This is a genomic window from Dyadobacter sp. 676, from assembly GCF_040448675.1.
Taxonomy (GTDB): Bacteria; Bacteroidota; Bacteroidia; order Cytophagales; family Spirosomataceae; genus Dyadobacter.
The window spans coordinates 4,259,729-4,285,600 of the sequence record NZ_CP159289.1; the positions used below are offsets into that span (position 1 = coordinate 4,259,729).

Genomic DNA, 25,872 nt, shown 5'->3' on the forward strand with positions numbered 1-25,872 from the left:
TTGCGTGTTTGGTACCCGATCTAAATCCGTCTGAGGGTGGGATAGCAGAACATTCGAACACGAAACATTTACCTATTATTAGTATTAAAAACTTAATTAATGACCACTTATATGAAAAAGAACATTTTTCTGGCCCTTTTGATGGTGGCAACCGCATTCGGTGCGAATGCGCAGAAATTCAGGGGACTCGATAAAAGTCCCCGCGATATTGCATATTTTCCCGACCATTTCGCTCACGACCGTAAGGATGGCGAGAAGGCGTTGATTAAAGTATCGTACAGCCGTCCATATCTGAAAGGAAGGGAAATTTTCGGGAAACTCGAACCATACGGGAAGGTCTGGCGCCTGGGAGCGGATGAATCTACGGAAATCAAATTTTATGAAGACGCCACTTTTGGCGGTAAGAAGGTGAAGGCAGGAACCTATTCGATGTTCGCAATCCCGAACGAGAAAGAGTGGACCATCATCCTGAGCTCCGACCTGGATTATTGGGGTGCTTACAAATACAAGGAAGCTAACGATGTGCTCCGGGTGACAGCGCCCGTGAGAAAAGCAGATGCGCCGATCGAGAATTTTTCGATAGTATTTGAAAAATCGTCGGACAGGGCCGCCAGGATGTTCCTGGGATGGGACAATACCGTTGTGGAAGTGCCGGTATCGTTCTGAAACCGGTGAATGCGAAAAGCGGACCGCCGTATACTGGCATTATTATTGTTGAAAGCTGGGGGAAGTTCGAAGCTTCCGACCAGCTTTTTTACATTAATAGCCATCAGTATGAACAAACACCATCTGACCATTATGGGTATGCTGGCCCTGGCTTTCGTGTTGGGCTGCAATAATAAAAAGGAAAAAGAAGAGGCCGCCAAAAGCGGGCCCGACCAGGTCGTTACCGTGACGGACAGTCTCACGCTGCCCGCGCCATTCGCGACCGAATCTGTGGAAAACCGGCCCAAAGAAGAAGGCTGGCCGGATGGCAAGATGCCCGCGGCACCGGAAGGTTTCGTCGTAACGAAATTTGCAGATAAACTCCAAAGCCCGCGATGGACCTACATCGGTCCCAATGGTGACATTTTCGTAGCCGAATCGGGTACGCGCAAAAGCGCCGACAGGATCACGCTCCTGCGCGATGTGAATAAGGACGGTACGCCCGAATTGCGGGAGATTTTTCTTGAGAAACTCAACAAGCCGTTCGGAATGCTGGTGCTGAAAAACTATTTCTATGTAGCGAATACCGATGGCGTTTACCGCTTTCCTTATAAATCGGGCGAAACCAAAATCACTTCGAAAGGCGAGAAGATCGTCGACCTGCCTGCCGGAGGCTACAATAATCACTGGACGCGGAATCTGCTGGCTAATGCCGACGGAAGCAAAATCTACATTTCCGTAGGTTCGGCCAGCAATGTGGCGGATCATGGTATGGATGAGGAAAAACGCCGGGCCAATATTCTGGAAATTAATCCGGACGGCACAGGCGAGCGCGTGTATGCGAGCGGGTTGCGCAATCCCGTCGGGATGGATTGGGCCCCGGGAACGAATGTGCTTTGGACAGCCGTAAACGAGCGCGACAAATTGGGCGACGATCTTGTGCCGGATTACATTACAAGCGTAAAGGAAGGTGGTTTTTACGGATGGCCGTATGCCTATTTCGGAAAGAACGAAGACCCGCGCCGGAAGGGCGAGCGCCCCGATCTGGTTGCAAAGACGATTGTTCCCGACGTGCCGGTGGGATCGCACACATCGTCATTGGGCCTGGTTTTTTATACCAAGGACAAATTTCCCGCAAAGTACCGCAACGGCGCATTCATAGGGCAGCATGGTTCCTGGAACCGCTCGGCTCTGGCTGGTTATAAAGTCGTTTTCGTGCCGTTTAAAGACGGAAAGCCATCCGGAAAACCGGAGGATTTTCTCACCGGATTTATAGAAAGCGAAAAGAAAGTGTACGGGCGGCCCGTGGACGTAACTGTTATGGACGACGGTTCGCTGCTCGTGAACGACGACTCGGGGAACGTCATCTGGCGGGTGAGTGCGAAATAGAAACGGCTGTCCGATCGAAAGTTTTTCCGATTTTATTTGCAAAAATATACCAATCAGTATATTTTTGTCTTGTGAATCCGTTCACCGATTTGCCGGGCGAAAGCACCGGTTTTAATTTTCTTTAATAAAATACCGATTGGTATATTTAAACTGGAATAACAATGAAAACAACCGGAAATACCATCCTGATCACCGGCGGAAGTGCCGGCATCGGATTCGAGTTTGCAAAAGCATTTTCTGCAAAAGGAAACCACGTAATTATCACCGGCCGTAACGAAGAGCGGCTGCGGAACGCCGCGGCGCAGCTCGGCAATGTGACTCCGATCGTTTACGACGTCATCGACAGGGACGCGACCGACCAACTTGTAGCGCGTCTCGAAACCGAATTCCCTGAATTGAATGTTGTGATCAACAACGCAGGCAAGGCGTCCTACTATCTGCTCGACGGGGAAGAAGACGCCGCCGCGCTGGCCGGGGAAGAGATCCTGACCAACTACCTTGCCATTATCCGTTTGAACCAGAAACTTCTGCCGTTGCTCAAAAAAGCGGACGAGGCTGCCATCGTAACGGTTTCCAGCATTGCCGGGCTTGTGCCGAACCACCGGCTTCCTACCTATGCCGCAAGTAAAGCCGCGTTGCATTCCTACACGCAGTCGCTTCGTATTACGCTGGGCAAATCCACTAATATCAAAGTATTCGAAATCCTGCCTCCATTGGTCGATACCGAGTTTTCGGCCGAAATAGGCGGCGCTACAAACGGTATTCCCCCGAAACAGGTAGCCGACGACCTGGTGACAGCATTCGAAAGCAACACCTATGAAGTGCTCACAGGACGTACCGCCGATGTTTTCAGCCTCTTCCTGAGTTCACCGACAGCCGCATTGCAGGCCATGAACCCCGGTGTGGATCTTCAACCGGCTTAATAACAAGTAACCTCGAACCTATAAAATCGCTACCGAAATGAGACAACGGATCGCATTTGCCATGATCATGGGGATCGTCACGACGGGGATAATTTCCTTTACTTTGATTTCCCTAAATATTGGATTTGTTGCCAATTTTTTGGTGATTTGGCTCAAATCTTGGAGCTTGTCCTACCTGATCGTCATCCCGGCAATCCTGCTGATTGGTCCGAGGGTGCAGAGACTGGTCGATGACATCTTCAAAGATACACTGACTCAGGAGGTTGATTGACGATCGCCTTCCGACGTCCCGGATCAACTAATCAAACTTTATGAAAAGAGTAGTAGTGACTGGCCTGGGGGGTTATTTCCCCGCTGGGGAACTCTGTGGATGAGTTCTGGCAAAATATTGTAAATGGTAAGAGCGGTGCTGCTACCATTACGAAAATGGACGTTTCCAAATTCAAAACACAATTCGGTTGCGAAGTGAAGAATTTCAATCCCGAAGACTATATCGAGAAAAAGGAAATCAAGAAGTACGATCTGCACACCCAATACGCGATCGCGGCGTCGGACACAGCTATTAAAGACGCGGGATTGGATTTTGCGAACATCGATATGGAAGAACGCTACGATATGGGGGTCATCTGGGCGACTGGAAATGGCGGAATGGGGACCTTCGAAGACCAGTTGCTGGAATTCCATGCGTCGGGAGGCGTTCCCCGTTTCAATCCGTTCTTTATTCCCAAAATGATCGTGGACATTGCGGCGGGCGTGATTTCGATCCGTCACAAGCTCCACGGGCCTAACTATTGTACCGTTTCGGCTTGTGCCTCATCGAATACCGCGCTGATCAGCGCATTTGATACCATTCGTATGGGTAAAGCCAAGCTCATGATAGCGGGCGGGTCCGAAGCGGCGATCATTTATTCGGCATTGGGCGGCTTCAACGCGGCGCAGGCGCTTTCCAAAAGAAACGACGATCCGGCGACAGCTTCAAGGCCGTTCGATAAGGACCGCGACGGCTTTGTAATGGGCGAAGGCGCGGCCGCATTAATCCTCGAAGATCTGGAATATGCAAAGGCGAGAGGCGCGCAAATTTATGCGGAGATCGTCGGCGGCGGAATGGCTGCCGACGCATATCACCTCACAGGGACGCCTCCCGACGGACTGGGCGCAGCACTCGGGATGCGGAAGGCCCTGAACGAGGCGGGCATTGCGCCCGATCGGATCGATTACGTGAATGCGCACGCGACTTCCACCGGACTGGGCGATATGAGCGAGCTGCAAGGTTTGAAGACCGTGTTCGGCGATCACCCCGTGGCTATCAGTGCCACCAAGTCAATGACCGGCCACTTACTGGGTGCGGCGGGCGCTCTCGAGAGCATCATTTGCACTTTGGCAGTGAAACACGATGTTATTCCTGCGACTATCAATACGGAGAACCTCGACGAAGCGATACCCGAGGGAATGAACATCGTTTTGGGCAAATCGCTGAACCAGCCTGTAAATTACGCGCTTAACAACACGTTCGGTTTCGGAGGTCACACGGCAACATCCATATTTAAAAAATATACGGAGTAGGGCATAGCCTTACTCCGTGATTTCCGAAAGGACTTCCACAACCCCGTTTTCATCGTTGCTTTTGGCGATGAAGCGGGCTATTTTTTTGATATCCGGATGCGCATTGGCCATGGCGTAGGAATAATGGGCCTTTTCGAGCATTTCGAGGTCGTTCAGATAGTCGCCGAAAACCATGGTCTGCCCGGCAGTAATCCGGAATTTTTCCTGCAAGACCTCCATTGCACGGCCTTTGTTAGCCTTTTTTATGGGAAATATCGAGCCAGATCGGGCCTGACACCTTCACTTGCAGCGCTTCTTCGTACTTTTTGTAATGCGGATAACTGTTGACCTCCGAGCCGGCCAGATCGCATAATGTGAATTTCAGGAACTGGTCGTCGGTGATTTCGAGCAGGTCGTCCACCACCTCATATCTTTCGAAATAAAGTTTGAGATGGTTGATAAACTCCTCGTCGTCATTCTCGACATAGGCCTTCTTTTTCCCGCAAATGATCGGATAAGTGTTTTTTATTTTCCTTTGAGATGACGATAAGCTCCCGGGTAATTTCGGGATCGATCGCCTGAATGTGGATCTCTTCATCCCGGAAAACCACATAACTGCCATTTTCTGCAGCGAAAATGACCTCGTCTTTAACCGCGTCGAGGGTTTTGGCGAGATTGAAGTACTGACGACCGCTGGCTGCCACGAAAATGATTCCGTGGTCTTTTAATTTTCTGAAAACAGGGAAAAACGATTCGTGGATTTCATGTTTGGAGTTCAAAAGCGTACCGTCCATGTCGGTAGCCACCAGCCGGATGTCGGAAAATGTCATGTTTGATTAAATATTGCCTTACCAATCAAGCCAAATAAGCCCGCTATGGTTCCGCTTTTACTGTAAATTCGACAATTAAGGACGTTTGCCAAGAACCGCACCCGCGTTTTCGCTGTTACAATGCCGTACACCACAAATGTTGTCAGGGCCATTCGATGAGATTTTCCAAATACTACCTCACCGCACTAGTTTCCTTTATGATCTGGGGTTTTTTCAGTCTGGCGTTGAAGCCGCTGAAAGCGTACCCTTCGCTCGACATTCTCTTTTACCGGGTATTCATGTGCGCGGCGGTGATGGCGGTGATCAGCCTGTTTATGCGTGGGAAAGTGTTGCGCGAGAGTATCGCCACGTTCAAGGCAATGCCGCAGGCCAGGAAAAGGCAGGTGGCTTTCCTGACGTTGATCGGCGGGGTGTTGTTGACGGCCAACTGGTTTTTCTTCATTTATGTGATGAACCACATCAGCGTAAAAGCAGCGTCGTTTGCGTACCTTGTTTGCCCGATCATGACGACCGTTATCGCTTTTTTTATACTGGATGAAAAGCTCAGTAAATGGCAATGGACAGCCGTCTTACTCAGCGTTGCAAGCTGTATTTTGTTGTCATTCAATAATATAGCGGATATTCTTTACAGTCTTATCGTGGCTGCTTCCTACGCGTTTTACCTGGTAAGCCAGCGCAAAAATACCGGTATCGACAAGTTTCTGGTGCTCACAATCCAGATCATATTTTCGGCATTGCTGCTGCTGCCTTTTTACCCGAAATACAGCTCGGCCTTGCCAACGGAAATGTCGTTTTATGTGTTAATCACGCTGATAGCCATCGTTTTTACGATCATTCCGTTGTTCATGAACCTCTACGCTTTGCAGGGGGTAACGTCTTCGACGATGGGTATTTTGTTGTATATCAATCCATTGATGAACTTTGTGATCGCATTGTTCTATTTTCATGAGCCTATCAACACGATCCAGATCACGGCCTATTCGCTGATCCTGCTATCGATCGTCATTTTCAACGAGCGGTTTATTTTTGGCCGCCGCACCGCCGTCGCCTGATTTGCGATAGGCCGCCGACCGGATGAAACGCCTGAAATGGAAAGTCTCGAAAACGGTCTGAAAGTGTGTATTAAAAAGGGCCCGCATATCAGGCAATTGATCGGCTTCCACCTGACTAATGTTCCTGAAAAAAATATACATGGACCGTAGCAGGGCTTTCTGCCAAAGACGATTGATGCCTTTGTCGATATGAAAGTCTGTAAATAGCCATAATGCGCCGTTTTTTAGCATGCTGTCCAACTTCCGGAAAACTTTCTGCGCGCGTACGTGACTGAAATTGTCGAAAAGAAACGGCGTCATGATTACGTCATATGACGACAGTGCGTTATAATCTTCGATAGCGGCGTGAATGAATGTGACCTTATTGTGCCTGGAATCCCTTTTTCGCGCCAACTCCAACATATTTGAAGAGATTTCCACGTAATCGATCGCCAGTCCCGACGGATGAATGCGCCCCATTTCTTCGATGATCCAGCCCGTGCCCCCGCCCACGACGAGCACGCGTGCGGGAGGCGTTATGAGCGGTAGCAACGCTTGCTGGGCCCGCACAATGGATTTCCCGAATATCAGCCTGCTCAGCTTGTCGTAACGGGACGCAATGCGGTCGTAGTTGTTCACCATGGTAAATGCAGGTTTTGGTGTGCAAAAAGACTGCCCGCAATCCCGCACAGAGCTTTTACCAGCAACAGTCCGTCGATCACGATCAGGTAGAACAAAATGCTTTGCCGCCTTTGCAGCGAAAACGCGACAGTCAGCAGGCACACAAACGGCACCATATTGAAGAGGATCGTCGGAATGCCGAAATGGCGGTAAAGGGCAAATGCCAGGAAGGAAATCAGCCCGACGAGCAGAAGCGGCACCAGCACCAGATAAATCGTTTTCCGCAGGCCCATCCTTACCGCAAACGTCTTCAACTCAATATTCGCGTCGTCCTCGTAATCCTTCATATCGAACATAATTGCGTTGACGGTGCAGAACATCCAGTTTTTAACAAAAAGCCAGAGCATCAGCAGGGGTTCGCCGGCTGTAACGCCCTGTTCGATCCTCAAAGCGGCTATCGGGAAAAGGTTAACGCAACCGGCCCATACGAAGCCGATTACGAATGCTTTCAGCCAGCCGGTTCTCCTGAGGTTGAGTGAAATGAGCGATTTCGGAAGCAATCCATAGTAGAGTACCGCCGCCAATGGCACGAGCAGCAGCACCAGCCAGTAATGCAATGGTAAATGCAATGCGGATGAAAGATTTTTAGCCAGGTACCAGCTTCCCATTCCTGAACAGATACTGAATAAAAATACCTGGCTCACCCGCACGAAGCGATAATGCAGGCGGTACCATTCCGTGCGCGGATTGGCGGAAACTTTGGGCGCAACAGGCCCCGAATAGGCAATGGTGTAGTAAAACACAGTGGTGCAGAAGACAAGCAGATAATAGACAGGCGAATTAAGCGGAAGGTTGAGCTGAAAGGCCGTTTCCAGGGATAATGCCACCGCCAGCAGCCCGACGAAATAATTGGCAAAAAATACAAATGCGATGATCCTGTTTAACATATCTGTCTGTAAGCCAGCGTTCGAAGCCCCCCGGGATGCCCGAATGATATAATTAGAATATCAATTTAGAATTTTTTAAGAGGCGGCCCAGGCTTGGCCGCTATTTACTACATTCGGAAACAATACTTTCTTAAACCATCAATTACATGAAAAAAATCTATTCGATCCTGACACTTTGCATTTTGTGTTGGGCCGGATCTGACCGGACAGGACTTGTTTTTGCGCAAAGTATAGAATTGGCTTCGCAAGATCCCGTCGTAACAAATATTGTGAAAGAAGCGACTGAAAATTCACAGCTCGAAAAACTCGCCCACGAACTAATGGATGTGATCGGGCCGAGGCTCGTCGGCTCACCGCAAATGCAGCAGGCGCACGACTGGGCCGTAGCCAAATATAAAAGCTGGAATATCGCCGCGAGAAACGAAAAATGGGGCGAGTGGCGGGGATGGGAACGTGGCGTATCGCATATCGATATGGTGGCGCCGCGCGTGAAATCGCTGGAAGGAATGCAACTTGCATGGAGCCCTGGGACGAACGGTAAAACTGTAACCGCCGATGTGGTGATCCTCCCCGATGTGGCCGATTCGTTGGCCTTCCGGAAATGGTTACCGTCGGCGAAAGGCAAATTTGTGCTCATCAGCATGAATCAGCCTACCGGTCGCCCCGACTACAACTGGCAGGAGTTTGCTACCAAGGAGTCGTTCGAAAAAATGAAAAAGGACCGTGACCTGCAAGCCGAATCCTGGGCTAACCGTTTGAAAAAGACGGGTTATACGAGCCGGACTTTGCCGCTCGCGTTGGAAAAGGCAGGCGCAGCCGGTGTGGTGATGTCGTATTGGTCAAAGGGTTTCGGCGCTAACAAGATATTCGGGGCCTACACGAAAACCATCCCGACTGTGGATATTTCGCTTGAAGATTACGGATTGCTTTACCGTTTGGCGGAATCGGGGCACACGCCCAAAATCAGCGTGCGGGCGGATGCCAGGGAAACAGGCATAAGCCCTACTTTCAATACAATAGGGGAAATCAAAGGCACTGAAAAGCCGAACGAATACGTCATCCTTTCCGCGCACTTCGATTCATGGGATGGCGGAAGCGGCGCTACCGATAACGGCACAGGCACGCTGGTGATGATGGAGGCGATGCGGATACTGAAAAAAGTGTACCCCAATCCCAAACGGACGATCCTGGTGGGACACTGGGGAAGCGAAGAGCAGGGATTGAACGGCTCGCGTGCGTTTGTGGAAGACCATCCCGACATCGTGCAGAATATCCAGGCGGTGTTCAATCAGGATAATGGCACCGGAAGGGTGGTCAATTTGTCCGGCCAGGGCTTTTTGAACGCATATGAATACCTGGGTCGCTGGCTTTCCAGGGTTCCGGAGCCCATCCGTACGCCGATCGAAACAAAATTTCCCGGAACCCCCGGTACCGGCGGCTCCGATTTCGCTTCGTTCGTAGCCGCCGGCGCGCCCGCATTTTCGCTCAGTTCATTGAGCTGGTCGTACGGTACTTATACCTGGCATACCAACCGCGATACTTACGACAAGATCGTGTTCGACGATGTTCGCGGCAATGCGATCCTTGCCGCGGTGCTCGCCTACCAGGCCAGCGAAGATCCTGCCAGAACGTCGAGAGAAAAAAGCGTATTGCCCGTTGACGCGAAGGGAATGCCCGGCGCATGGCCCGAACCACGTAAGCCTGTACGGCGCGGCGGCCTGGATTAGTAATTTCCGTGCCCCTTTTTAAGAGCAAAGGCATATATTGTCTTTGCTTTTATTAAACCTTTTCAGAACCAATGCAAGTTAAAATCATACCGGAGCCAAATGAAGAAGTGCTGGTCATCCGCCCTTTCGAACAAGGTGCCGAGCCGGGGAACCAGCGAATGTTCAAGGGCGAGAAAGGGGAATTATGGTGGTATTCTTCCAACGAGCTCTGGCTGGGTCTGGGCAAAACCCCGAAACTGCCTGCCATTACCAAAATATTCCGTTCGCTTTTTTTCAAAAGAAAAGACCGCTGGCCGGTCAGCATCACGCTCGACGCCCGGGGGAAATCCGCTGAATGGGTGGGAAATGCCGTAAACGGCATTGTTCTGGGAGGATATGATCTGCAATTGTACAAAACAGAGCCAAAGCCGCTAAGCACTTTCTTTGAAACCGGCACATTGTTTGTCGCGGCCGATGAAGGGGCTATCGTGCAGCAATCGGCGGAAAATGCGTTGAAAACGGGCCGGGTCCAAAAGCGTATTATGGACCTGATGAATGCGCCTTCGAACTATAAAAAGCCGTTAATGCTCGCGGAATGGGGGAAGCAGTCGGGTGAGGCGAACGGATATTCGGTTGAAGTTCTGGAAAAAGACCGCCTGGAAGACCTGGGCATGCATGCATTGCTGGCTGTGAACAAGGGAAGCACAGACCCACCGGTGATGATCGTTTTGGAATACATACCGGAACATTATACCCAAACCGTCGCGCTGGTGGGAAAAGGGGTGACGTTTGACACGGGTGGGATCTCTATTAAACCCTCGGCCAATATGCACTTAATGAAAAGCGATATGGGCGGCGCTGCTGCGGTGCTGGGTACGGTGGAGCTTGCCGCGCAATTGAAACTGCCTGTCCGCATTGTTGGCGTGATACCGTCGACGGAGAACGTCGTGGATGGTTCTGCGATGAAACCGGGCGATGTGATCGGCTCATACGCGGGCAAGACGATCGAAGTGATCGATACCGACGCCGAAGGCCGGCTGATTCTCGCCGACGGGCTGCATTACGCCGTAAAACATTATCAGCCGGACGTGCTCATCGACCTCGCCACACTTACCGGCAGTATTATCCAGACGCTCGGTTACGAAGCCGCGGGACTTTTCAGTACGGACGATGGCCTGGCGGACGCGCTCCTGGAAGCGGGCGAACGAACCGGTGAGCGGCTATGGCGGCTGCCGGTTTGGGACGAGTATAAAGAAGAAATCAGCTCGGATATCGCCGACATTAAGAATTATCATGGCAAACCAATGGCCGGAGCGATCGTGGCGGCGAAATTTCTGGAGGTTTTTACCGCGGAACACCCCGCCTGGGCCCACCTCGACATCGCCGGAACGGCCTTCGGCGATATTGAATTTGCCCCCGGCCGGGCTGGAACGGCTTACGGCGTCCGGTTATTGATTTCCTACCTTTCGAAGTTGGGGTAATAAGGCCAAACGCCGGTTGTAACGGAAATTTAACCCGGGCTTCTCTTGTCAAAATGGTTCTTTTTGCTAGATTTGAGAATATATGTTCTGCGGCAACGATGCATCCAGGAAAGCCGCTACCGTTTCACCAAATCGTATTTTATGACCCGAACTCTGACTTTTCTCTGCATTTCCACTTATTTCAAAGGCAACGATTTTTTACGGGCGCTCAAAGATGCCGGAAACACGGTATTTCTGATTACCGCGAAAAAACTGGAACATAAACCATGGGCCAGAGAGGCTGTGGACGAATTTTTCTTTGTGGAGGAAGGAGAGGACGGTGCGTATAATATGAAGGAGATTATTACCGGTCTCGCGTACGTAATGCGCAGCCGCCCGATCGACCGCGTGGTGGCGCTGGATGATTTCGATGTGGAAAAGGCGGCACATATCCGCGAGTATTTCCGAATTCCCGGCATGGGACAAACAACCGGCCGCTATTTCCGCGACAAGCTCGCCATGCGTACCAAAGCGCTGGAATCGGGCATTTTGGTTCCGGGATTTTCAGCGCTTTTCAACGATGACGAAATCAACCGGTTTATTGAAAAATATCCCGGGCCCTGGATGATCAAACCCCGCTCGGAAGCGTCGGCTACCGGCATCCAGAAACTGCAAACGGCAGAGGAACTTTGGAATACCATTCACGAGCTTGGCGACAAGCGCCATGCATACCTTGTAGAACAGTACAAGCCGGGCGACGTTTACCACGTGGATTCGATCTCCTATAACGGGATCGTCATATTTTCCTGGAACAGCAAATACCTTGCCCCGCCATTCGATGTGGCGCACGGCGGAGGGATATTCCGCTCGGTTACCGTTCCGTTCGACTCCTCGGAAGAACATGCATTGCAGACCCTGGCCGTAGATCTGCTGAAAGCTTTTGGTTTGAAGCACAGTGCTTCCCATACAGAAGTGATCCGCTGCCACGAAGACGGCAAATATTATTTTCTCGAAACCTCGTCCCGCGTGGGTGGCGCACATCTCTCGGAAATGGTGGAAGCGTCGTCCGGCATTAATCTCTGGAAAGAATGGGCGCGAATGGAAACTTCCGAGGCAAAAGGTGAAAATTACAAATTGCCTTCGGTGAGGAAAGAGTATTCCGGTATTATCATTTCCCTGGCACGGCAGGAATGGCCTGATCTGTCGGTGTTCAACGATCCTGAGATCGTCTGGCGCATGAACGAGCCGCATCATGTGGGTTTGGTGGTCCGGTCCAAATCCCGCGAGAAGGTGCTTGAACTAATGGACAAATACGCTGCGATTATCCAGAAAAAATACCATGCGTCCGCGCCGGCCCCTAAAAAAGCGACGCATTGACAGTTACGTTTCGGAAGCGGGGGCACGGTTGGCCAGGTAACTTTCCAGACTTTTGAACTGTGCCGTCCAATATTCTTCAAACAAATCGATCCATCGCCGAACCTCGCTAAAACCATCCTGATTCAGCACGCAATATCGTTCCCGGCCCTTTTCCTCGATATCGATAAACCCGGCGTTTTGCAGGATTTTAATATGTTTGGAAACGGCCGGCCGGCTGATGTCGAAGTTCTCGGCAATGGAATTGATCGTGCGCTTCTTTTCGGCTACCATCATTAATATCTCCCTCCGGCCGCGGTCCGCGAGCGCCTGAAAGGCATCGATTGTTTCTGTACTCATGCGAAACGTGCTTCAAATGCTTTTTTGAACCCTTTGTTGACGATTTTCTTCCAGCCCATTTCCATGATGAAGCTGGTCAGGAGGTTCTTGGCGCCCGTAAAGCCGGTGTGTTCGAGTTGCAGCTCCGTACCGCCGTCCCTGGGCACGAGAATCCACGTCACGACGGTGTCCAGCGTCACGACTCCGGGCTTCGGGCCGCCTTTGAAACTGTACGAAAGTCGTTTCAACGGCTCGATTTCCAGGATTTTGTGATACATAATGCCATCCCAGTTCTGTGCGGGCCGCGGCTTCTGCTGGGTCTGACATTCAAAGCCGATTTCCGGTTTGAAATCCTTCATAGGGCTCCACTTGGCGAGAATTTCCGGGTTGGTCAGACATTCCCAGATCATTTCGGGCGGATGAGGGTAAAACCATTTGAGCTTGATATCGCGTTTCATAATACGTAACTTTTTTTGTTACACAAATTTATATGTAACTTTTTTGTTACGCAATTTTTGTTCAAAAAAGTTTGTAGAAAAGCGTTACCAAATGGATGAATGAGCGTCTAAATGAGTGGACCTCAAACATCATCAATATGGAAAACCTTGAAAACCAGGGCCTATTCGGAGCAGTAAAGCAACTTATCGAAGAAAGCAGAAGAAATGTCGCATTGGCGGTGAACGAGGAAATAACGTTGCTGCATTATCGTGTGGGAACGCAAATTAACCGGGAGATTTTAAAAGACAACAGAGCTGAGTATGGCAAGAAGGTTCTACGAGATTTAAGTATTAGGCTAGTGGCTGACTATGGACCAGGATGGAGCGAAAAGCATTTAAGGCACTGCATTAAATTCGAATCAGTTTTTCCCGATTACTCGATAGTCTCCGCACTGCGTAGACAATTGAGCTGGACACATTTTAAAACTTTAATGTATATCGAAAATCCCTTAAAACGGGAATTTTACATCGAATTGTGTAAAATGGAAAGATGGTCGTCCCGTCAGTTGCAGGAACGTATTCAATCGATGCTCTATGAACGTACCGCCATCAGCAAAAAACCGGAGGACGTAATCGTCAATGATCTGCACCTGTTGAAAAGTGAACAGAAGCTGAACCCTGACCTGGTTTTCAAAGACCCTTATTTTCTGGACTTTCTGGGTTTGAAGGACACCTATTCGGAAAAAGATCTCGAAGCGTCGATCATTGTCGAGTTACAGCGTTTCATCATCGAAATGGGTAGCGACTTTGCATTCATGGCCCGGCAAAAGCGCATTACGATCGATCATCGCGACTACTTCATCGACTTGCTTTTCTATCATCGACGGTTAAAATGCCTCGTCGCGGTCGATCTGAAAATGGGCGAGTTCGAGGCTGGATTTAAGGGGCAAATGGAGTTTTACCTCCGGTTTTTGGAGAAATATGAGAAGATTGAAGGCGAGAATGAGCCAATCGGATTAATCCTTTGCTCGGGAAAGCGCAGCGAGCACATCGAGCTGATGCAGTTGGGCAAAAGCAACATCCGTGTTGCCGATTATCTGACGGCACTGCCTTCCCGGCAGGTATTGCAGGAGAAATTGCATAAGGCGGTCGAAATTGCGCGGCACAAAATGGGGCAGCGCGACTTGTCCAACATCAAAACGGGCCAGCTAAACGACTAGCAGGCCCGTCCGTAAAACCGTACTAATGCTGCTTACAGTTTGAACGCCTGGCGGGCAAGCAGTACCCAGTTGCCTTTCGCTTTTTGGAAAATCATCAGCACTCCCAGCTTCACCTGAGCGGGATCTTTACCTTTATTATGGGTATCGCCGAACAACTTATGGCGAACCACTGCTACATCTCCCGAAATGGAGATAGTCTGCTCGGTCAAATCAATTTTCGTGAATTTGGATTCCTCGCTCACAAGCGCGCGGATGAATTCCTTCTGGTCTTCCAGCAAGCCGTTGGAATGCCCGTACGACAGTGAAGGCGATGTCAGTTTTTTCAGCTCGGCCTCATTAGCGTCGATGATCGCCGTTTTGAGTTTTTCGACCGTCGCAGCAACGGCCTTTTCATCGGAGCTTTGAGCAAAAAGCAATGCATTACCCAGCAACAGGAACGAGAAGAGCAAAAATGTTTTTTTCATTGATAAATAAGGAATTAGGATTGAACTTCGGCAGCCGGCAATCGGATTTCCGTTTTCCCAAAACGGTCAGGTAAGATAGCCGACAGCCGAAAGCCGAAGTGCTATTAAATATCCACCCGTTCCATTTTTGGCGAGAATACATGCATTACTCCCCATGCGAGCAGGTACGCGAACCCGCAGATGATAAAAATTACATTATACCCTCCGCCGATGTTTCCGGCCGCCTTGTAATTGTCGAGAATGATCCCTACCAAAAGAGGAAACAGGATTCCACCTACTGATCCGGCCATTCCACCGATGCCAACGACCGAACTTACGGCCTTTTTGGGAAACATATCCGAAGCTGTCGTGAAAATATTTGCACTCCATGCCTGATGCGCTGCCGCCGCAAGGCTGATCAACACAACTGCCTGCCAGATGTTGGTGGTGTATTGTGCCGCCATAATCGGCATTACGAGGAAGGCGAAAATCAGCATCGAGGTCTTTCTTGCACGGAATACAGGCCAGCCTTTTTTGATAAAATAACCCGACAGATAACCTCCGCCGATACTGCCGACCGTTGTCGCCGTGTAAACGATTACAAGTTCGGGGCTCGGTTTTGAAAGATTTAGTTTGAATGCCTCTGCAAAATAGGATGGAAGCCAGTATAGGAAAAACCACCAGATCGGGTCGGTAAGCATTTTTCCGAAAACGAACGCCCATGTCTGACGGATTTTAAAGAGTTGCAGCCACTTGACCGGCGCTTCCTTGCTTGTATCGGCTTCGTTATCGCTGTGGATATAGTCGTACTCGGCCTGATTGATGCGGGTTTGTTTCGAAGGAAGGTCGTAAAAACGCCACCAGAATACCAGCCACACGAAACCTAACGCTCCGGTGATCAAAAATGCTTCATGCCAGCCGTAGGCTCCCAGAATCCAGGGCACCATAATGGGCGCCACAACGGCGCCGATGTTGGCCCCCGAGTTGAAAATGCCCGTTGCCAGTGCGCGTTCCTTTTTGGGGAACCATTCGGCCGTCGCCTTAATTGCTACCGGGAAGTTGCCAGCTTCCCCAAGGCCTAATACAGCCCGCATAAACCCAAAACTGAATGTCCCCGATGCGACCGCATGCAACATCGCCGCGATACTCCACACAACAACGGAAATTACGTAGCCGATTTTGGTCCCGATTTTGTCGATTATAGCCCCAAAACCGATCAGCGAAATCGCATAGGCCGCTTGGAATGCCATTACAATATGGCTGAAATCGGATTCGGACCAGCCAAAATCAGCTTCCAGGGTCGGTTTGAGCAGACCAAGCACCTGCCGGTCGAGGTAGTTGATGGTGGTGGCGCAGAACAGGAGCGCTACGACACGCCAGCGGTAGCTTGTTTTCGGGGCCTCCACCCGGAGTTCCGTGGGTTCAGGATTGTGAGAGAGCATATTCTGTTTTTTCTAGAAGCGTTTTGAGTGTTTGGCGAATACCATTTTGCATGATGGATTGAAGATATCTGACAACCGAGCCGTGCATGGAATCAATTTTGTTGAGATCCCTGCCCCATAACGACTGTTCTTTCAGTATCGCCTGCACCATGTCGGGAAGCGAGGCCATTTGCCATTTCTGGTAAAAGAACGGCGCTTTGGGGTCCTGGATGAGATAAGGAGTGCCTTCCAGCCGGCCGTAATAATTGTCGGCCTCTTTCCGGACGGCCTTCATAAAGTAAATGAATACCGCCAGTCCGAATGTCATGTATTCAGGCAGATAGCCGTTTTTAGCCTCGTAATTCAGGTAAGTAGGGATAACCCTGGAAAGGATTTTAGCTGAGTAATTCTGGTTGATATTGAGCCATTTGTGAAGAATGTGCGGATTCCTGAAACGGTCGGCCACCTGTCTACTGAATGCCAGCGCTCTTTCCGGGCTAACCGGATAGGGAATAGCGGTGGCGATTTCGTTTTCCATCAAATGCGTGATAAACGCCGAAAAGAACGGGTCGTTCATGGCTTCCACCACCGTTTTGAAGCCACACAAATGCGCCAGTCCGCCGCCAAGCGTGTGGGCGCCATTTAAAAGCCTCAGTTTTAGTTCCCGGTAAAGCTCGATGTCGGGTTCGATGATCAGCCCCTCGTCGATACCATAAAAGCCGATTTTCCCTCGAATGCGGTCGTCGCCTTCGATGGCCCACAAATGATAATGTTCGGTGGTGATCAGCAGCTCGTCCCGGTAGCCGAGTTTCTCTTCCAGCTCTTTGAGGCTCGCTTCGTCGGGTTTGCCGGGTACAATGCGGTCGACAAGCGAATTGCAAAAGAAATTACATTGCTCGATCCAGTCGATAAATGCGCCTTCAAGGCCGTTCCGGTGTGCAAGTTCCAGGATAATGGATTCCAGTTTTTTTCCATTGTCGGCGATCAGCTCGGTGGGGATGATGACTACCCCAAAATCGGGATTGCCTCCGAATGCCACATAGCGCGCGTAAAGGAATGCCAGCAACTTGCCAGGGAACGAAACCGGCGGCCATTGGTAAATATCATCCTGAACAAGCTGAATGCCTGTTTCGGTAGTATTCGAAATCACCAGGCCGACAGCGGGATTCCTGGCAAGGTCCAGCACGAGCGACCACTGCGTTTTAGCGGAGAGAACCCGGCTGATCGCGGAGGAAATGATGTTCTCCTCCTTCAACTCCCCGTCCTGAATGCCACGGGAACAGATCGTATAAAGGTTATCCTGCCGTTCGAATGCCTTCACATCCCCCTGCTCGGTGGATTTGACAACCACGATCCGGCCATTGAAAAGACCTTGCCGGTTGGCTTTGTCGATGAAATAATCGGCGAGGCCACGCAGGAATGCGCCCGTACCGAACTGCAAAACCTTCTCGGGCAGCTGGAACACCGAATCATCGGCCACAACCACCGCGGGCTGGTTCCTGAGCTGGCGAAGGTTTTCCCTGAAGAGATTGCCCATAGCGTTGAGATTTACTTTTTTACAATCGTTCCGGTAATCAGGAACAGGTCATGCTTTTGAAACACGCACAAAATCTTCCCGCATCGGAGTGAAGACGTCGACCAGCATACCTGCCGACAGGCATAACGCGCCGTGTACCACATGAGGCGGGACGTAATACACGTCGCCCTGCCGCAGCACCCGCTTCCCCTCGCCGATCGTGATCTCGAACTCGCCGCTTTCGACGTAGCTCATCTGTGTATGAAAATGGCTGTGCAATGCGCCGATCCCCCCCTTTTCGAATGCGACTTTCACCATCATCAGGTTGTCGTCGTAGGCCATAATTTTGCGTTTCAGCCCCGCTCCCAGGTCTTCCCAGGTTATTTCGTTATCGGTGACGAATTCTTTTTTTCGGATGCTTCCATTATCTGAGCTCTCCGATCTGCACCGGGTCCATATCCGTATAATCCTTGTTTTCACCGGCCATTCCCCAGATGAACGAGTAACTGGAGGTCCCGCAGCCCGAGTGTATCGACCAGGGCGGCGATATTACCGCCTGGCGGTTGGCAACCCATAAATGCCGTGTTTCCGAGGGTTCGCCCATTAAATGCAATACTCTTTGGTTATCAGGCACATCGAAGTAGCAATAAGCTTCCATACGGCGGTCGTGTACATGAGAAGGCATAGTATTCCAAACGCTGCCCGTTTGCAGGACCGTCAGGCCCATTACCAGCTGGCAGCTCTGGATGCCTTCGAGGTGAATGTACTTGTAAATCGTACGGTGGTTGGAAGTTTCCATGCTTCCGACGGTAGCCGGTGTGGCGTCTTCTTTGGTGAAGCGGCGGTTGGGATAAGTTTGGTGCGCAGGGGACGAGAGCAGATAGTAAACGGCCGGTTCCAATGGGTTTTTGCTGGTTAAGAGCACTTCCCTGGTGCCCTTGCCGATATACACGCAGCTTAGTTTGCTGGTTTCGAAACGCTCGCCATCGGCGATAACTTGCCCTTCTCCACCGATATTGATAATGCCGATCTCACGTCTTTCGAGGAAATAGGAGGCTTTTAGGGCGTCGAAGACCGGGATTGCAATCGGAACTGTGAGCGGTATGGCGCCACCGATGATAACGCGGTCGTAGTGGCTGTATACGAAATGGAGCTCACTGTCCCGGAAAATATCTTTGACTAAAAAATTATCCCGCAAGGTCTGGGTATCCATTTGCGCGACTTCTTTCCGGCTGCTTTCAAATCTGATCTGCATGTGCGGCTATTTTTGAATGTCTTTGCTTTGAATTATACGCTACCGGCCCATCCAGCCACCGTCCACCGTCAATATCGTTCCGTGCACGTAGGCAGCGGCTTCGGAAGCCAAAAACAATGTTGGTCCCTTGAAATCTTCGGGTACTCCCCAGCGTCCGGCGGGGATACGGTCGAGAATGGATTTGCTGCGCGCGGGATCATTTCTTAATGCCTCCGTATTGTCGGTCTCGATGTAGCCCGGCGCGATCGCATTCACGTTCACGCCCTTGCCGGCCCATTCGTTGGCTAATGCCTTCACGAGCCCTCCGATAGCGCTTTTGGAAGCGGTGTAACCCGGCACATTGATCCCGCCCTGAAACGTCAGGAGCGATGCCGTAAAAATGATCTTGCCCGATCCGCGCGCAACCATTTCCCCGCCCAGCTCACGGGCGAGTATATAAGGTGCGTCAAGGTTGATATTCAATACTTTGTCCCAATATTCGTCCGGATGCGCGACGGCGGGCTGGCGAAGGATAATCCCGGCGTTGTTGACCAGAATATCGATTACCGGGTGGTCCGTTTTGACCTGACCGATAAACCGATAGAGTTTTTCGCGGTCGCCCAGGTCAGCCTGGTAGGGATGAAATTTCCTCCCTGCCCGGAGGATGGCACTTTCGGTTTCGTTTCCTTCTTTAAATCCGGACGAAGCTACTCCGATAATATCCGCACCGGCTTCGGCAAGCGCCTCGGCCATAGCCTTTCCGATACCCCGATTGCATCCGGTTACCAGTGCCGTTTTCCCGGTAAGGTCAAATAATTTAACGGTAGTCATTAATGGGTTTATGATTTGTCTTTTTCGGGGTATCCGATAATTTTAGCGTCGATTGTTAATAGACCCCAACCAAACGATGTTAGACTGAATAATCAGAAAAATCAAATAACGAATTGTCTTTTTTTGCGCAATCGTTATCGGGAACGTTGTCGGTTGGGCCGGATAGATGTAAATTTTAAGATAAAATAGCAGTCCGCGGAGTTGCGACGAGGTGTAGCGGATATTTTGAAATAAATAATAAGTTGGAGTAAACCAAGTTCCCATTGGAAACCATCACCATCAAGGATATTGCGAAGGCATTGAACCTGTCGACTTCGACGGTCTCGCGTGCGTTGCGGAATAGCTACGAGATCAACCCCGAGACGAAGAAGCTGGTCATGGAATATGCCGAGCGGATGAACTACCGGCCGAATCCCATTGCGCTGAGCTTGAAGGACAGTAAAAGCAAGTCCATCGGCGTGATCATTCCGGAAATTGCCAATCATTTCTTTTCCCAGCTCATCAACGGTATCGAATCTATTGCGTATAACCTCGGCTATCATGTCGTGATTTTTCAAAGCCACGATTCGTATGAGAGAGAAGTAGCGAATACCAACTACCTCGTTTCGAGGCGTGTGGACGGATTGCTGGTTTCCCTGGCGAGTCTTACCACCGATCTCGTGCATTTTCAGGAGTTGATGGAAAAGGGACTTCCGATCGTGTTTCTCGACCGCGTACCGAACGATATCGAGACACATAAGGTTGTTGCCGACAATTTCACGGGCAGTTACGAAGCCACCGAGCATTTGATTCTCTCCGGCCGGAAGCGCATTGCGCATCTTACAAGCCCTATTTACCTGTCGATTACAGCGGAACGTTTGGCCGGCTACAAGAAGGCGCTGGAAGACTACGGGATTCCTTTCGATGAGTCGTATGTCAAATATTGTCTTTACGGCGGGAAGATTGAGGCCGAGAACGAAGCGGCGATCGAGGAAATGCTTGCCCTTCCGGAACCGCCGGACGCGATATTTACCGCCAGCGATCGCCTTACCACCGGTTGCATGTCGGTGTTGCAGCGAAAAGGCATTCGCGTGCCGGATGAGATTGCTATTGTCGGTTTTACCAATATCAGCGTAGCCGACTTACTGAATCCGCCCCTCACCACTGTGATGCAACCCGCCATGGAAATGGGTCAGCAGGCCGTTGAACTCTTGATCCGGCTGATCGAGCATCCGCAGAAAACGGACAAATTTGAGACGCGTTCGCTCAAAACTGCGCTGACTATCCGTGCGTCGTCTGTCGGAAAAACCGTAGTTTAGCGAAAAAATGCGTTACGGATGATCAGCTTGCGTATCGATGGAGCATTGTTCAATTACAGGGTTGCCGGAGTGGCGGTACTGAACGGTAAGGTACTGCTCCATAAAACCCCTTCCGATAATTTCTGGACGCTTCCCGGCGGTCGTGCGGAGCTTTTTGAATTTTCAAAAGATACGTTGCAACGCGAAATGCAGGAGGAAACCGGCCTGGAAGCCGAAGCCGGGGAAATGCTCTGGGTTTCAGAAAATTTCTTCCTCTATAACGGCGACAAATACCACGAAATCGGGTTTTATTTTGAAATGCACATTAAAGACCTGCCCAACCAGGATGATTTCCTGGGCTCGGAAGGGCAAGACGACCTGCTTTTCCACTGGCACGAGGTAACCGGTTTGCATTCGATCCGCGTCTATCCGGAATTTCTTGCAGATGCATTGACGAAGAATCCTTTGGAAAAAGGGCATTACAATTCCGGCTATCTGGATCTCGACGCCGTTGGCGCTATTCCGTCATAAACCGCCAGGTTACCGCGCCGATGGTGTCGGGCTTGCCGCTTTCCGGCGCTGAAATGCTGCCTTTCAATCGCCCGCCCGGCTCCTGCTCGACCTTGATGCTGCGCCATGAAAATGCGCCTTTTTCGTAAGCGAATGTCTCGCCGTCGTCGTCATAAAGCTCGTAACTGCCATTTTTCCGGCCATAATGGCGGATTTCGATGTCTGTTTTCCGACCGCCGCGGGGTGCATGGAGCATGGCAGGCATCATGGGAATGATGCCGCCGTCTTTGACGAACACCGGGATTTGATCCGTTCCCGGACTTATGGTGACCACCTCGCCGTCGCCCACGAGCTTGCCGGTATAGAAGTCATACCACTTACCTTTTGGCAATATTACCTTTCGGGTAGTCTGACCTGTAAACAACGGTGCAACCAGAAGGTATTCTCCTGCCATGTACTGATCTTTTACTTCCCTGGTGACAGCCTCTTCGTACGGGTTTTCTTCCAATGTGGCGGTCGTCTTTTCCTGCTTTATACCGGTGCCGAAACCGTCTTCCAGATTCATGCCGCGGAACGGCGGTGTGCCATTATAGTGGTACTTGGCAAATTCGGAATACCAATAGGGGATCATCCGCATTCTGAGCTCCGCCAATGCTTTGATCTGCGGCGCTACTTCCGGGTATGTCCACGGCTGCATGCCGCTCGACCACGCGTTGATCATCGCCATGGGTGAGAAACAGACCGTCTGAAAGCGCCTGAGCCATTCTTCGGCGGTTTTGGATGCCCGGACTTCGGGAGTCCAGAGTACGCCGGCATAGCCACTGTTGATGAGTGCGGTAATGAAATCCTCGTGGCTGTAATTATCGTTGTAAATCACATAGGGAAACGGCGCCCCGCCTGCGTTGGACGCGCGCACCAGACCGTACGTGCGCGTGTTGTTGCGGCGGAACATTTCGTAGCTGTGTTTCTGGACCAGCAGGCCATACGTTTGCCGGATTTGTTCCGACGACCGGCCGGAAGGGAAAGTAGCCACATCGGGCCAGAGGTAGGAATCGAAGCCATCCACTTCGTCGATCTTGTAGCCGCTGACGCCTATTCTTACATGTTCTTTTTCGAATTGATCGAAGAGGATTTTGCGGGCCTGCGGCATCGAAAGGTCGGGCACAAGGCCATTCCAGACCGTGTGCGTACCGGTGTAAGGTATGATAGCTTTGTAAATAGAGGCGTCGGGCGAAATATAGGGGTTTGTCCAAAGATTGATCTTAACGCCCATTTGGTCCATCTCTTTTACAAATCCTTGGGGATCGGGGAAACGCGAGCGGTCCCATTCGAATGTACACGGGTACGACTTGCTTTGCCAGCCCGGTTCGAGACCGATGAAATCGAGCGGGTAACCTTTTTCTTCAAATGCTTTTGCTTCGCGTTTGACCTGATTGGCGGTGTAAAGCCGGTGGACACGTTGCGTGAAGCCCAGGCCCCAACGCGGCGGCAGGCATCCGCCCCCGCTCAACAGGTTGAAGCGCTCGATCGCATTTACCGGTTTCGGTCCGGCAAAAACGTAAATTTCAACACCTTCGGCAGGAATCAGCATTTCGACGGCATCGGAATAGGGATGTGCTTCCCAATTTTTGTCGGTATTTCGGTCCATGATCTCGGGTGGATTTTTGCTGTCCTTACGCACGCCCGAGCCCGCGTACACATCGATGTATTTCGCGGAATTTACAAAAACACCATAGCCCAGCGACGATACGTAAAATGGTACCGGCGCATGTGTGCGGCCATTGTCGGACTTGCCGTAATGGTCGGCATGGAGCTGCATGATGCGCCCGCGCTGGTGGATGGTCTGGAAGTTCAGTCCGAACCCGTAGAGCTGTTCATTCCTTTGCAGCGGCAGCCGAAGGTAAGATTTGCCATGATTGAATTGAACCATAATAGCAGCCTTATCCAGCGGGAAATCCTGTTTTTGTAACCTGGCCAGGGTGGGCGACGGAACGGTTTCGGCCGCTTTGAGTAAATCATAGGCGTCGGGTTTGCCGGCAGTGCCTTTCCAGATACCGGGATGAATTTCTTGCCAGGTAATAACCTGTCCGAAAACCAGCAGTGGAAAAAGAATAAGGAATAGGGTCGAAACGGCTGGGTTTAAGTGGCGCATAACGTGTAACAGGTCTTGGATCAACAGTATAAGACCCCGATGGGGAATTATACTAAAAAATACAGGGATAAAATAAATCTACTAAATTTGTAGGATAAATAGATTGATAATAAATTTAAGCGCCGAAATCAGAAGACCCCTGGCATTATGTATTACGAAATCGAAGACGAGCTGGGCAACGTGTCCACCTTACAGCTCAAACAACGGGAGCGGGAAGAACAGATCGAACCGCCTAAAAGTGGTGAACTGGCGCCGCTATTCTATCTCCGGAACGAGGAAGGGTTTCCGGTGACGTCGCTCGCAGGCGCCTCATCGGACAGCGAAGCGCGATCGGTCCTCGACCTGGTCCGGTTCAAACCGCTTGTCCTCAGCTTTTATTGCAATTGCTGGGGAAGTTACGCGCCAAAGCATCTCCAAACCGTCAAGACGCTTGCGCCCCAGGTGGAGGCATTGGGCGGGCAATTGCTGATACTGACCAACGAATCTCAAAAAGAAATCGGGCGTATTGCCAGAAAACTGGATGCCGAGGTGCCGATTTACCATGATAAAAACTACAATGTCGCACGCTCGTACGGCGTATTTTCGGAGACCTCGCCGATATGGGACCGCATTGCCGGTATTTCGGAGGAGGTTTTCACACCGTCGCTGTTCGTTCTCGGCCGCGATCGCCGGGTAGGTTATGCATTCGTCGACGAAAATTTCGATAATACCCCCGACGTCAGGACGGTTTTGAGAGCTGTTTACAACGGCCGGTGAGGGAAATCACATACTTCTGCATTCATACCGTGCCAGGTTGACAACCATGCATTATATTTGGTTTCGCCGCTGACACGGTATTTGTTTCATACTATTCTGAAATATGTTATTGGAAAAAAGGTTGCGATCGAAACTCCCTGATGTCGGGACCACCATTTTTACGAAAATGTCGGCGCTGGCCGAAGAGCATGAGGCGCTGAACCTGGCGCAGGGCTTCCCCGAGTTCGATTGTTCACCCGATTTGCAACGGCTGGTGGATAAATATGTGCGGTCGGGGAAAAACCAGTATGCACCCATGCCCGGTGCATTGCGGTTGCGCGAAGCGATTGCGAAAAAGACTTTCGAAGCCTCCGGCACGGAATATCACCCGGTCAGAGAAATTACCATCACCAGCGGCGCTACCGAGGCATTGTTTGTGGCAATCAGCACTGTGGTGCATCCGGGTGACGAAGTGATTGTTTTCGAGCCTGCTTACGACAGTTATGTGCCAGCCATCGAGCTCAGCGGCGGTATTCCGGTGTTCGTAACGCTCGATCCGCAATACGATTCCATCGATTGGGAAGCGGTAAGGACGCGCATTACCGGGAAAACACGGGCCATCGTTATCAATACTCCGCATAACCCCACCGGAAAAGTGTGGTCCGCTTCCGACCTGCAGGCGCTCGCCGCGCTCGCGGAAGCGCACGATCTGACCGTGGTCAGCGATGAGGTGTACGAGTACATTGTCTTTGACGGGCGGGAGCACGTTTCGGTAGCTTCTGTTCCGTCGCTGGCCGAACGTAGTTTTGTTTGCGGCTCGTTCGGCAAAACATTCCATACCACCGGCTGGAAGCTCGGTTTTTGCCTGGCGCCTGCTTACCTGACGACCGAGTTCCGTAAAATCCATCAGTTCCTGGTGTTCAGCGTCGTAACGCCTTTTCAATTTGCCGTAGCCGAATATCTGAGCGAGCCGGAGCATTACCTTACACTTTCGGCCTTTTACCAACGCAAGCGCGACCTGTTCAACGAAGCCATCGGCGATATTGGTTTTATATTGAAACCATCGGAAGGCAGTTTTTTCCAGAATGTATCATATGCCAACCTTTCCGATGAAAATGACCTCGCGTTGGCCGAGCGGCTTACGAGGGAAGCAGGCGTTGCTTCGATACCCCTGTCGGCATTTTATGGAAGAGAAACCGACTTTAAAACGCTCAGATTTTGCTTCGCCAAACATGATGATACCTTATTGAAAGCCGCAGGATTATTGAAGAAGGTATGTTGGTAAAAAAATGAAAGGGGTAAGTAGATTG

At 50.9% G+C, this 25,872-nt stretch carries 27 protein-coding genes and 1 pseudogene; 14 read left to right on the plus strand and 14 right to left on the minus strand.

From position 1 onward, the window contains the following. Positions 1-111: 111 nt before the first annotated feature. From ABV298_RS19095 to fabF, 5 genes and pseudogenes are all read left to right on the plus strand, one after another. The gene (locus ABV298_RS19095; RefSeq protein ID WP_353717776.1) at positions 112-666 is read left to right on the plus strand and encodes a DUF2911 domain-containing protein; all 555 of its coding nucleotides are present in this window, start codon (positions 112-114) and stop codon (positions 664-666) included. A gap of 108 nt (positions 667-774) precedes the next feature. After that, positions 775-2,034, plus strand: coding sequence for a sorbosone dehydrogenase family protein (locus ABV298_RS19100; protein ID WP_353717777.1), 1,260 nt, complete (start codon positions 775-777; stop codon positions 2,032-2,034). A gap of 161 nt (positions 2,035-2,195) precedes the next feature. After that, the gene (locus ABV298_RS19105) at positions 2,196-2,957 is read left to right on the plus strand and encodes an SDR family NAD(P)-dependent oxidoreductase (protein ID WP_353717778.1); all 762 of its coding nucleotides are present in this window, start codon (positions 2,196-2,198) and stop codon (positions 2,955-2,957) included. Between the two features lie 37 nt (positions 2,958-2,994). Next, entirely contained in the window at positions 2,995-3,228 is a 234-nt protein-coding gene (locus tag ABV298_RS19110) for a DUF2798 domain-containing protein (RefSeq protein ID WP_353717779.1), read from the plus strand. 40 nt (positions 3,229-3,268) lie between these two features. Next, positions 3,269-4,520, plus strand: a pseudogene (fabF, locus tag ABV298_RS19115) (beta-ketoacyl-ACP synthase II). A gap of 9 nt (positions 4,521-4,529) precedes the next feature. Here fabF and ABV298_RS19120 read toward each other — a convergent pair. Genes ABV298_RS19120 through ABV298_RS19130 form a run of 3 tightly spaced genes read right to left on the minus strand, consistent with a single transcriptional unit; the run spans position 4,530 to position 5,329 of the window. Next, positions 4,530-4,739, minus strand: coding sequence for an HAD hydrolase family protein (locus ABV298_RS19120; RefSeq protein WP_353717780.1), 210 nt, complete (start codon positions 4,737-4,739; stop codon positions 4,530-4,532). A 13-nt stretch (positions 4,740-4,752) separates the two neighbouring features. Continuing rightward, the gene (locus tag ABV298_RS19125) at positions 4,753-4,923 is read right to left on the minus strand and encodes a hypothetical protein (protein ID WP_353717781.1); all 171 of its coding nucleotides are present in this window, start codon (positions 4,921-4,923) and stop codon (positions 4,753-4,755) included. Between the two features lie 49 nt (positions 4,924-4,972). Next, positions 4,973-5,329, minus strand: a complete 357-nt coding sequence (locus tag ABV298_RS19130; RefSeq protein ID WP_353717782.1) for an HAD hydrolase family protein — start codon at positions 5,327-5,329, stop codon at positions 4,973-4,975. Between the two features lie 155 nt (positions 5,330-5,484). Between ABV298_RS19130 and ABV298_RS19135 the strand changes: the two genes are divergently transcribed. Next, positions 5,485-6,381: an EamA family transporter gene (locus ABV298_RS19135; RefSeq protein WP_353717783.1), complete on the plus strand. Its 897-nt coding sequence runs from the start codon at positions 5,485-5,487 to the stop codon at positions 6,379-6,381. Here the strand turns inward: ABV298_RS19135 and ABV298_RS19140 are convergent. Continuing rightward, the gene (locus ABV298_RS19140; RefSeq protein ID WP_353717784.1) at positions 6,322-7,002 is read right to left on the minus strand and encodes a methyltransferase domain-containing protein; all 681 of its coding nucleotides are present in this window, start codon (positions 7,000-7,002) and stop codon (positions 6,322-6,324) included. The genes ABV298_RS19135 and ABV298_RS19140 overlap by 60 nt on opposite strands. Then, the gene (locus ABV298_RS19145; RefSeq protein WP_353717785.1) at positions 6,996-7,928 is read right to left on the minus strand and encodes a UbiA family prenyltransferase; all 933 of its coding nucleotides are present in this window, start codon (positions 7,926-7,928) and stop codon (positions 6,996-6,998) included. The genes ABV298_RS19140 and ABV298_RS19145 overlap by 7 nt, the downstream gene beginning before the upstream one ends. A gap of 146 nt (positions 7,929-8,074) precedes the next feature. On the opposite strand from ABV298_RS19145, the gene ABV298_RS19150 reads away from it, so the two are divergent. The 3 genes from ABV298_RS19150 to ABV298_RS19160 all read left to right on the plus strand — a co-directional run bounded on the left by ABV298_RS19150 (position 8,075) and on the right by ABV298_RS19160 (position 12,471). Further along, complete coding sequence (locus tag ABV298_RS19150; protein ID WP_353717786.1) at positions 8,075-9,655, plus strand: M20/M25/M40 family metallo-hydrolase; 1,581 nt, start codon at positions 8,075-8,077, stop codon at positions 9,653-9,655. A 71-nt stretch (positions 9,656-9,726) separates the two neighbouring features. Then, positions 9,727-11,115, plus strand: a complete 1,389-nt coding sequence (locus tag ABV298_RS19155) for a leucyl aminopeptidase family protein (RefSeq protein ID WP_353717787.1) — start codon at positions 9,727-9,729, stop codon at positions 11,113-11,115. A 141-nt stretch (positions 11,116-11,256) separates the two neighbouring features. After that, positions 11,257-12,471, plus strand: coding sequence for an ATPase (locus ABV298_RS19160; protein ID WP_353717788.1), 1,215 nt, complete (start codon positions 11,257-11,259; stop codon positions 12,469-12,471). Positions 12,472-12,474: 3 nt separating this feature from the next. Here the strand turns inward: ABV298_RS19160 and ABV298_RS19165 are convergent, their stop codons facing one another. Further along, complete coding sequence (locus ABV298_RS19165; protein WP_353717789.1) at positions 12,475-12,807, minus strand: metalloregulator ArsR/SmtB family transcription factor; 333 nt, start codon at positions 12,805-12,807, stop codon at positions 12,475-12,477. Next, positions 12,804-13,244 carry an SRPBCC domain-containing protein gene (locus ABV298_RS19170; RefSeq protein ID WP_353717790.1) on the minus strand — a complete coding sequence of 147 codons (441 nt, stop codon included), beginning with the start codon at positions 13,242-13,244 and terminating at the stop codon, positions 12,804-12,806. The genes ABV298_RS19165 and ABV298_RS19170 overlap by 4 nt, the downstream gene beginning before the upstream one ends. A gap of 137 nt (positions 13,245-13,381) precedes the next feature. Between ABV298_RS19170 and ABV298_RS19175 the strand changes: the two genes are divergently transcribed. Further along, positions 13,382-14,443 carry a PDDEXK nuclease domain-containing protein gene (locus ABV298_RS19175; RefSeq protein ID WP_353717791.1) on the plus strand — a complete coding sequence of 354 codons (1,062 nt, stop codon included), beginning with the start codon at positions 13,382-13,384 and terminating at the stop codon, positions 14,441-14,443. A gap of 32 nt (positions 14,444-14,475) precedes the next feature. On the opposite strand, the gene ABV298_RS19180 is transcribed toward ABV298_RS19175, so the two are convergent. The 6 genes from ABV298_RS19180 to ABV298_RS19205 all read right to left on the minus strand — a co-directional run bounded on the left by ABV298_RS19180 (position 14,476) and on the right by ABV298_RS19205 (position 19,888). Then, entirely contained in the window at positions 14,476-14,907 is a 432-nt protein-coding gene (locus tag ABV298_RS19180) for a nuclear transport factor 2 family protein (protein ID WP_353717792.1), read from the minus strand. Between the two features lie 104 nt (positions 14,908-15,011). Beyond that, positions 15,012-16,328 carry an MFS transporter gene (locus ABV298_RS19185; RefSeq protein ID WP_353717793.1) on the minus strand — a complete coding sequence of 439 codons (1,317 nt, stop codon included), beginning with the start codon at positions 16,326-16,328 and terminating at the stop codon, positions 15,012-15,014. Next, the gene (locus tag ABV298_RS19190; protein WP_353717794.1) at positions 16,309-17,844 is read right to left on the minus strand and encodes a tagaturonate reductase; all 1,536 of its coding nucleotides are present in this window, start codon (positions 17,842-17,844) and stop codon (positions 16,309-16,311) included. The genes ABV298_RS19185 and ABV298_RS19190 overlap by 20 nt, the downstream gene beginning before the upstream one ends. Before the next feature lie 48 nt (positions 17,845-17,892). Next, the gene (locus ABV298_RS19195; protein WP_353723213.1) at positions 17,893-18,240 is read right to left on the minus strand and encodes a cupin domain-containing protein; all 348 of its coding nucleotides are present in this window, start codon (positions 18,238-18,240) and stop codon (positions 17,893-17,895) included. Positions 18,241-18,247: 7 nt separating this feature from the next. Next, positions 18,248-19,078, minus strand: a complete 831-nt coding sequence (gene kduI, locus ABV298_RS19200) for a 5-dehydro-4-deoxy-D-glucuronate isomerase (RefSeq protein ID WP_353717795.1) — start codon at positions 19,076-19,078, stop codon at positions 18,248-18,250. A 39-nt stretch (positions 19,079-19,117) separates the two neighbouring features. Beyond that, positions 19,118-19,888, minus strand: coding sequence for an SDR family NAD(P)-dependent oxidoreductase (locus ABV298_RS19205; RefSeq protein WP_353717796.1), 771 nt, complete (start codon positions 19,886-19,888; stop codon positions 19,118-19,120). A gap of 263 nt (positions 19,889-20,151) precedes the next feature. Between ABV298_RS19205 and ABV298_RS19210 the strand changes: the two genes are divergently transcribed. Further along, positions 20,152-21,186 carry a LacI family DNA-binding transcriptional regulator gene (locus ABV298_RS19210; protein WP_353717797.1) on the plus strand — a complete coding sequence of 345 codons (1,035 nt, stop codon included), beginning with the start codon at positions 20,152-20,154 and terminating at the stop codon, positions 21,184-21,186. 18 nt (positions 21,187-21,204) lie between these two features. Next, a complete protein-coding gene (locus ABV298_RS19215; protein ID WP_353717798.1) occupies positions 21,205-21,696 on the plus strand; it encodes an NUDIX hydrolase in 492 nt (163 codons plus the stop codon). Here ABV298_RS19215 and ABV298_RS19220 read toward each other — a convergent pair. Then, positions 21,683-23,827 (minus strand): TIM-barrel domain-containing protein, encoded by a 2,145-nt coding sequence (locus ABV298_RS19220; protein ID WP_353717799.1) that lies wholly within the window; start codon positions 23,825-23,827, stop codon positions 21,683-21,685. The two genes, ABV298_RS19215 and ABV298_RS19220, sit on opposite strands and share 14 nt — an antisense overlap. A 147-nt stretch (positions 23,828-23,974) precedes the next feature. On the opposite strand from ABV298_RS19220, the gene ABV298_RS19225 reads away from it, so the two are divergent. Beyond that, complete coding sequence (locus ABV298_RS19225) at positions 23,975-24,583, plus strand: redoxin domain-containing protein (RefSeq protein ID WP_353717800.1); 609 nt, start codon at positions 23,975-23,977, stop codon at positions 24,581-24,583. Between the two features lie 103 nt (positions 24,584-24,686). Beyond that, positions 24,687-25,847, plus strand: a complete 1,161-nt coding sequence (locus ABV298_RS19230) for a methionine aminotransferase (RefSeq protein ID WP_353717801.1) — start codon at positions 24,687-24,689, stop codon at positions 25,845-25,847. Positions 25,848-25,872: the final 25 nt, after the last annotated feature.

What these genes read in the sequence shown, in the direction of transcription:
- ABV298_RS19095 (WP_353717776.1), top strand. Translation starts at nt 112, where the DNA reads ATGAAAAAGAACATTTTTCTGGCCCTTTTGATGGTGGCAACCGCATTC.
- ABV298_RS19100 (WP_353717777.1), top strand. Translation starts at nt 775, where the DNA reads ATGAACAAACACCATCTGACCATTATGGGTATGCTGGCCCTGGCTTTC.
- ABV298_RS19105 (WP_353717778.1), top strand. Translation starts at nt 2,196, where the DNA reads ATGAAAACAACCGGAAATACCATCCTGATCACCGGCGGAAGTGCCGGC.
- ABV298_RS19110 (WP_353717779.1), top strand. Translation starts at nt 2,995, where the DNA reads ATGAGACAACGGATCGCATTTGCCATGATCATGGGGATCGTCACGACG.
- ABV298_RS19120 (WP_353717780.1), bottom strand. Translation starts at nt 4,739, where the DNA reads ATGGAGGTCTTGCAGGAAAAATTCCGGATTACTGCCGGGCAGACCATG.
- ABV298_RS19130 (WP_353717782.1), bottom strand. Translation starts at nt 5,329, where the DNA reads ATGACATTTTCCGACATCCGGCTGGTGGCTACCGACATGGACGGTACG.
- ABV298_RS19135 (WP_353717783.1), top strand. Translation starts at nt 5,485, where the DNA reads ATGAGATTTTCCAAATACTACCTCACCGCACTAGTTTCCTTTATGATC.
- ABV298_RS19140 (WP_353717784.1), bottom strand. Translation starts at nt 7,002, where the DNA reads ATGGTGAACAACTACGACCGCATTGCGTCCCGTTACGACAAGCTGAGC.
- ABV298_RS19145 (WP_353717785.1), bottom strand. Translation starts at nt 7,928, where the DNA reads ATGTTAAACAGGATCATCGCATTTGTATTTTTTGCCAATTATTTCGTC.
- ABV298_RS19150 (WP_353717786.1), top strand. Translation starts at nt 8,075, where the DNA reads ATGAAAAAAATCTATTCGATCCTGACACTTTGCATTTTGTGTTGGGCC.
- ABV298_RS19155 (WP_353717787.1), top strand. Translation starts at nt 9,727, where the DNA reads ATGCAAGTTAAAATCATACCGGAGCCAAATGAAGAAGTGCTGGTCATC.
- ABV298_RS19160 (WP_353717788.1), top strand. Translation starts at nt 11,257, where the DNA reads ATGACCCGAACTCTGACTTTTCTCTGCATTTCCACTTATTTCAAAGGC.
- ABV298_RS19165 (WP_353717789.1), bottom strand. Translation starts at nt 12,807, where the DNA reads ATGAGTACAGAAACAATCGATGCCTTTCAGGCGCTCGCGGACCGCGGC.
- ABV298_RS19170 (WP_353717790.1), bottom strand. Translation starts at nt 13,244, where the DNA reads ATGAAACGCGATATCAAGCTCAAATGGTTTTACCCTCATCCGCCCGAA.
- ABV298_RS19175 (WP_353717791.1), top strand. Translation starts at nt 13,382, where the DNA reads ATGGAAAACCTTGAAAACCAGGGCCTATTCGGAGCAGTAAAGCAACTT.
- ABV298_RS19180 (WP_353717792.1), bottom strand. Translation starts at nt 14,907, where the DNA reads ATGAAAAAAACATTTTTGCTCTTCTCGTTCCTGTTGCTGGGTAATGCA.
- ABV298_RS19185 (WP_353717793.1), bottom strand. Translation starts at nt 16,328, where the DNA reads ATGCTCTCTCACAATCCTGAACCCACGGAACTCCGGGTGGAGGCCCCG.
- ABV298_RS19190 (WP_353717794.1), bottom strand. Translation starts at nt 17,844, where the DNA reads ATGGGCAATCTCTTCAGGGAAAACCTTCGCCAGCTCAGGAACCAGCCC.
- kduI (WP_353717795.1), bottom strand. Translation starts at nt 19,078, where the DNA reads ATGCAGATCAGATTTGAAAGCAGCCGGAAAGAAGTCGCGCAAATGGAT.
- ABV298_RS19205 (WP_353717796.1), bottom strand. Translation starts at nt 19,888, where the DNA reads ATGACTACCGTTAAATTATTTGACCTTACCGGGAAAACGGCACTGGTA.
- ABV298_RS19215 (WP_353717798.1), top strand. Translation starts at nt 21,205, where the DNA reads ATGATCAGCTTGCGTATCGATGGAGCATTGTTCAATTACAGGGTTGCC.
- ABV298_RS19220 (WP_353717799.1), bottom strand. Translation starts at nt 23,827, where the DNA reads ATGCGCCACTTAAACCCAGCCGTTTCGACCCTATTCCTTATTCTTTTT.
- ABV298_RS19225 (WP_353717800.1), top strand. Translation starts at nt 23,975, where the DNA reads ATGTATTACGAAATCGAAGACGAGCTGGGCAACGTGTCCACCTTACAG.
- ABV298_RS19230 (WP_353717801.1), top strand. Translation starts at nt 24,687, where the DNA reads ATGTTATTGGAAAAAAGGTTGCGATCGAAACTCCCTGATGTCGGGACC.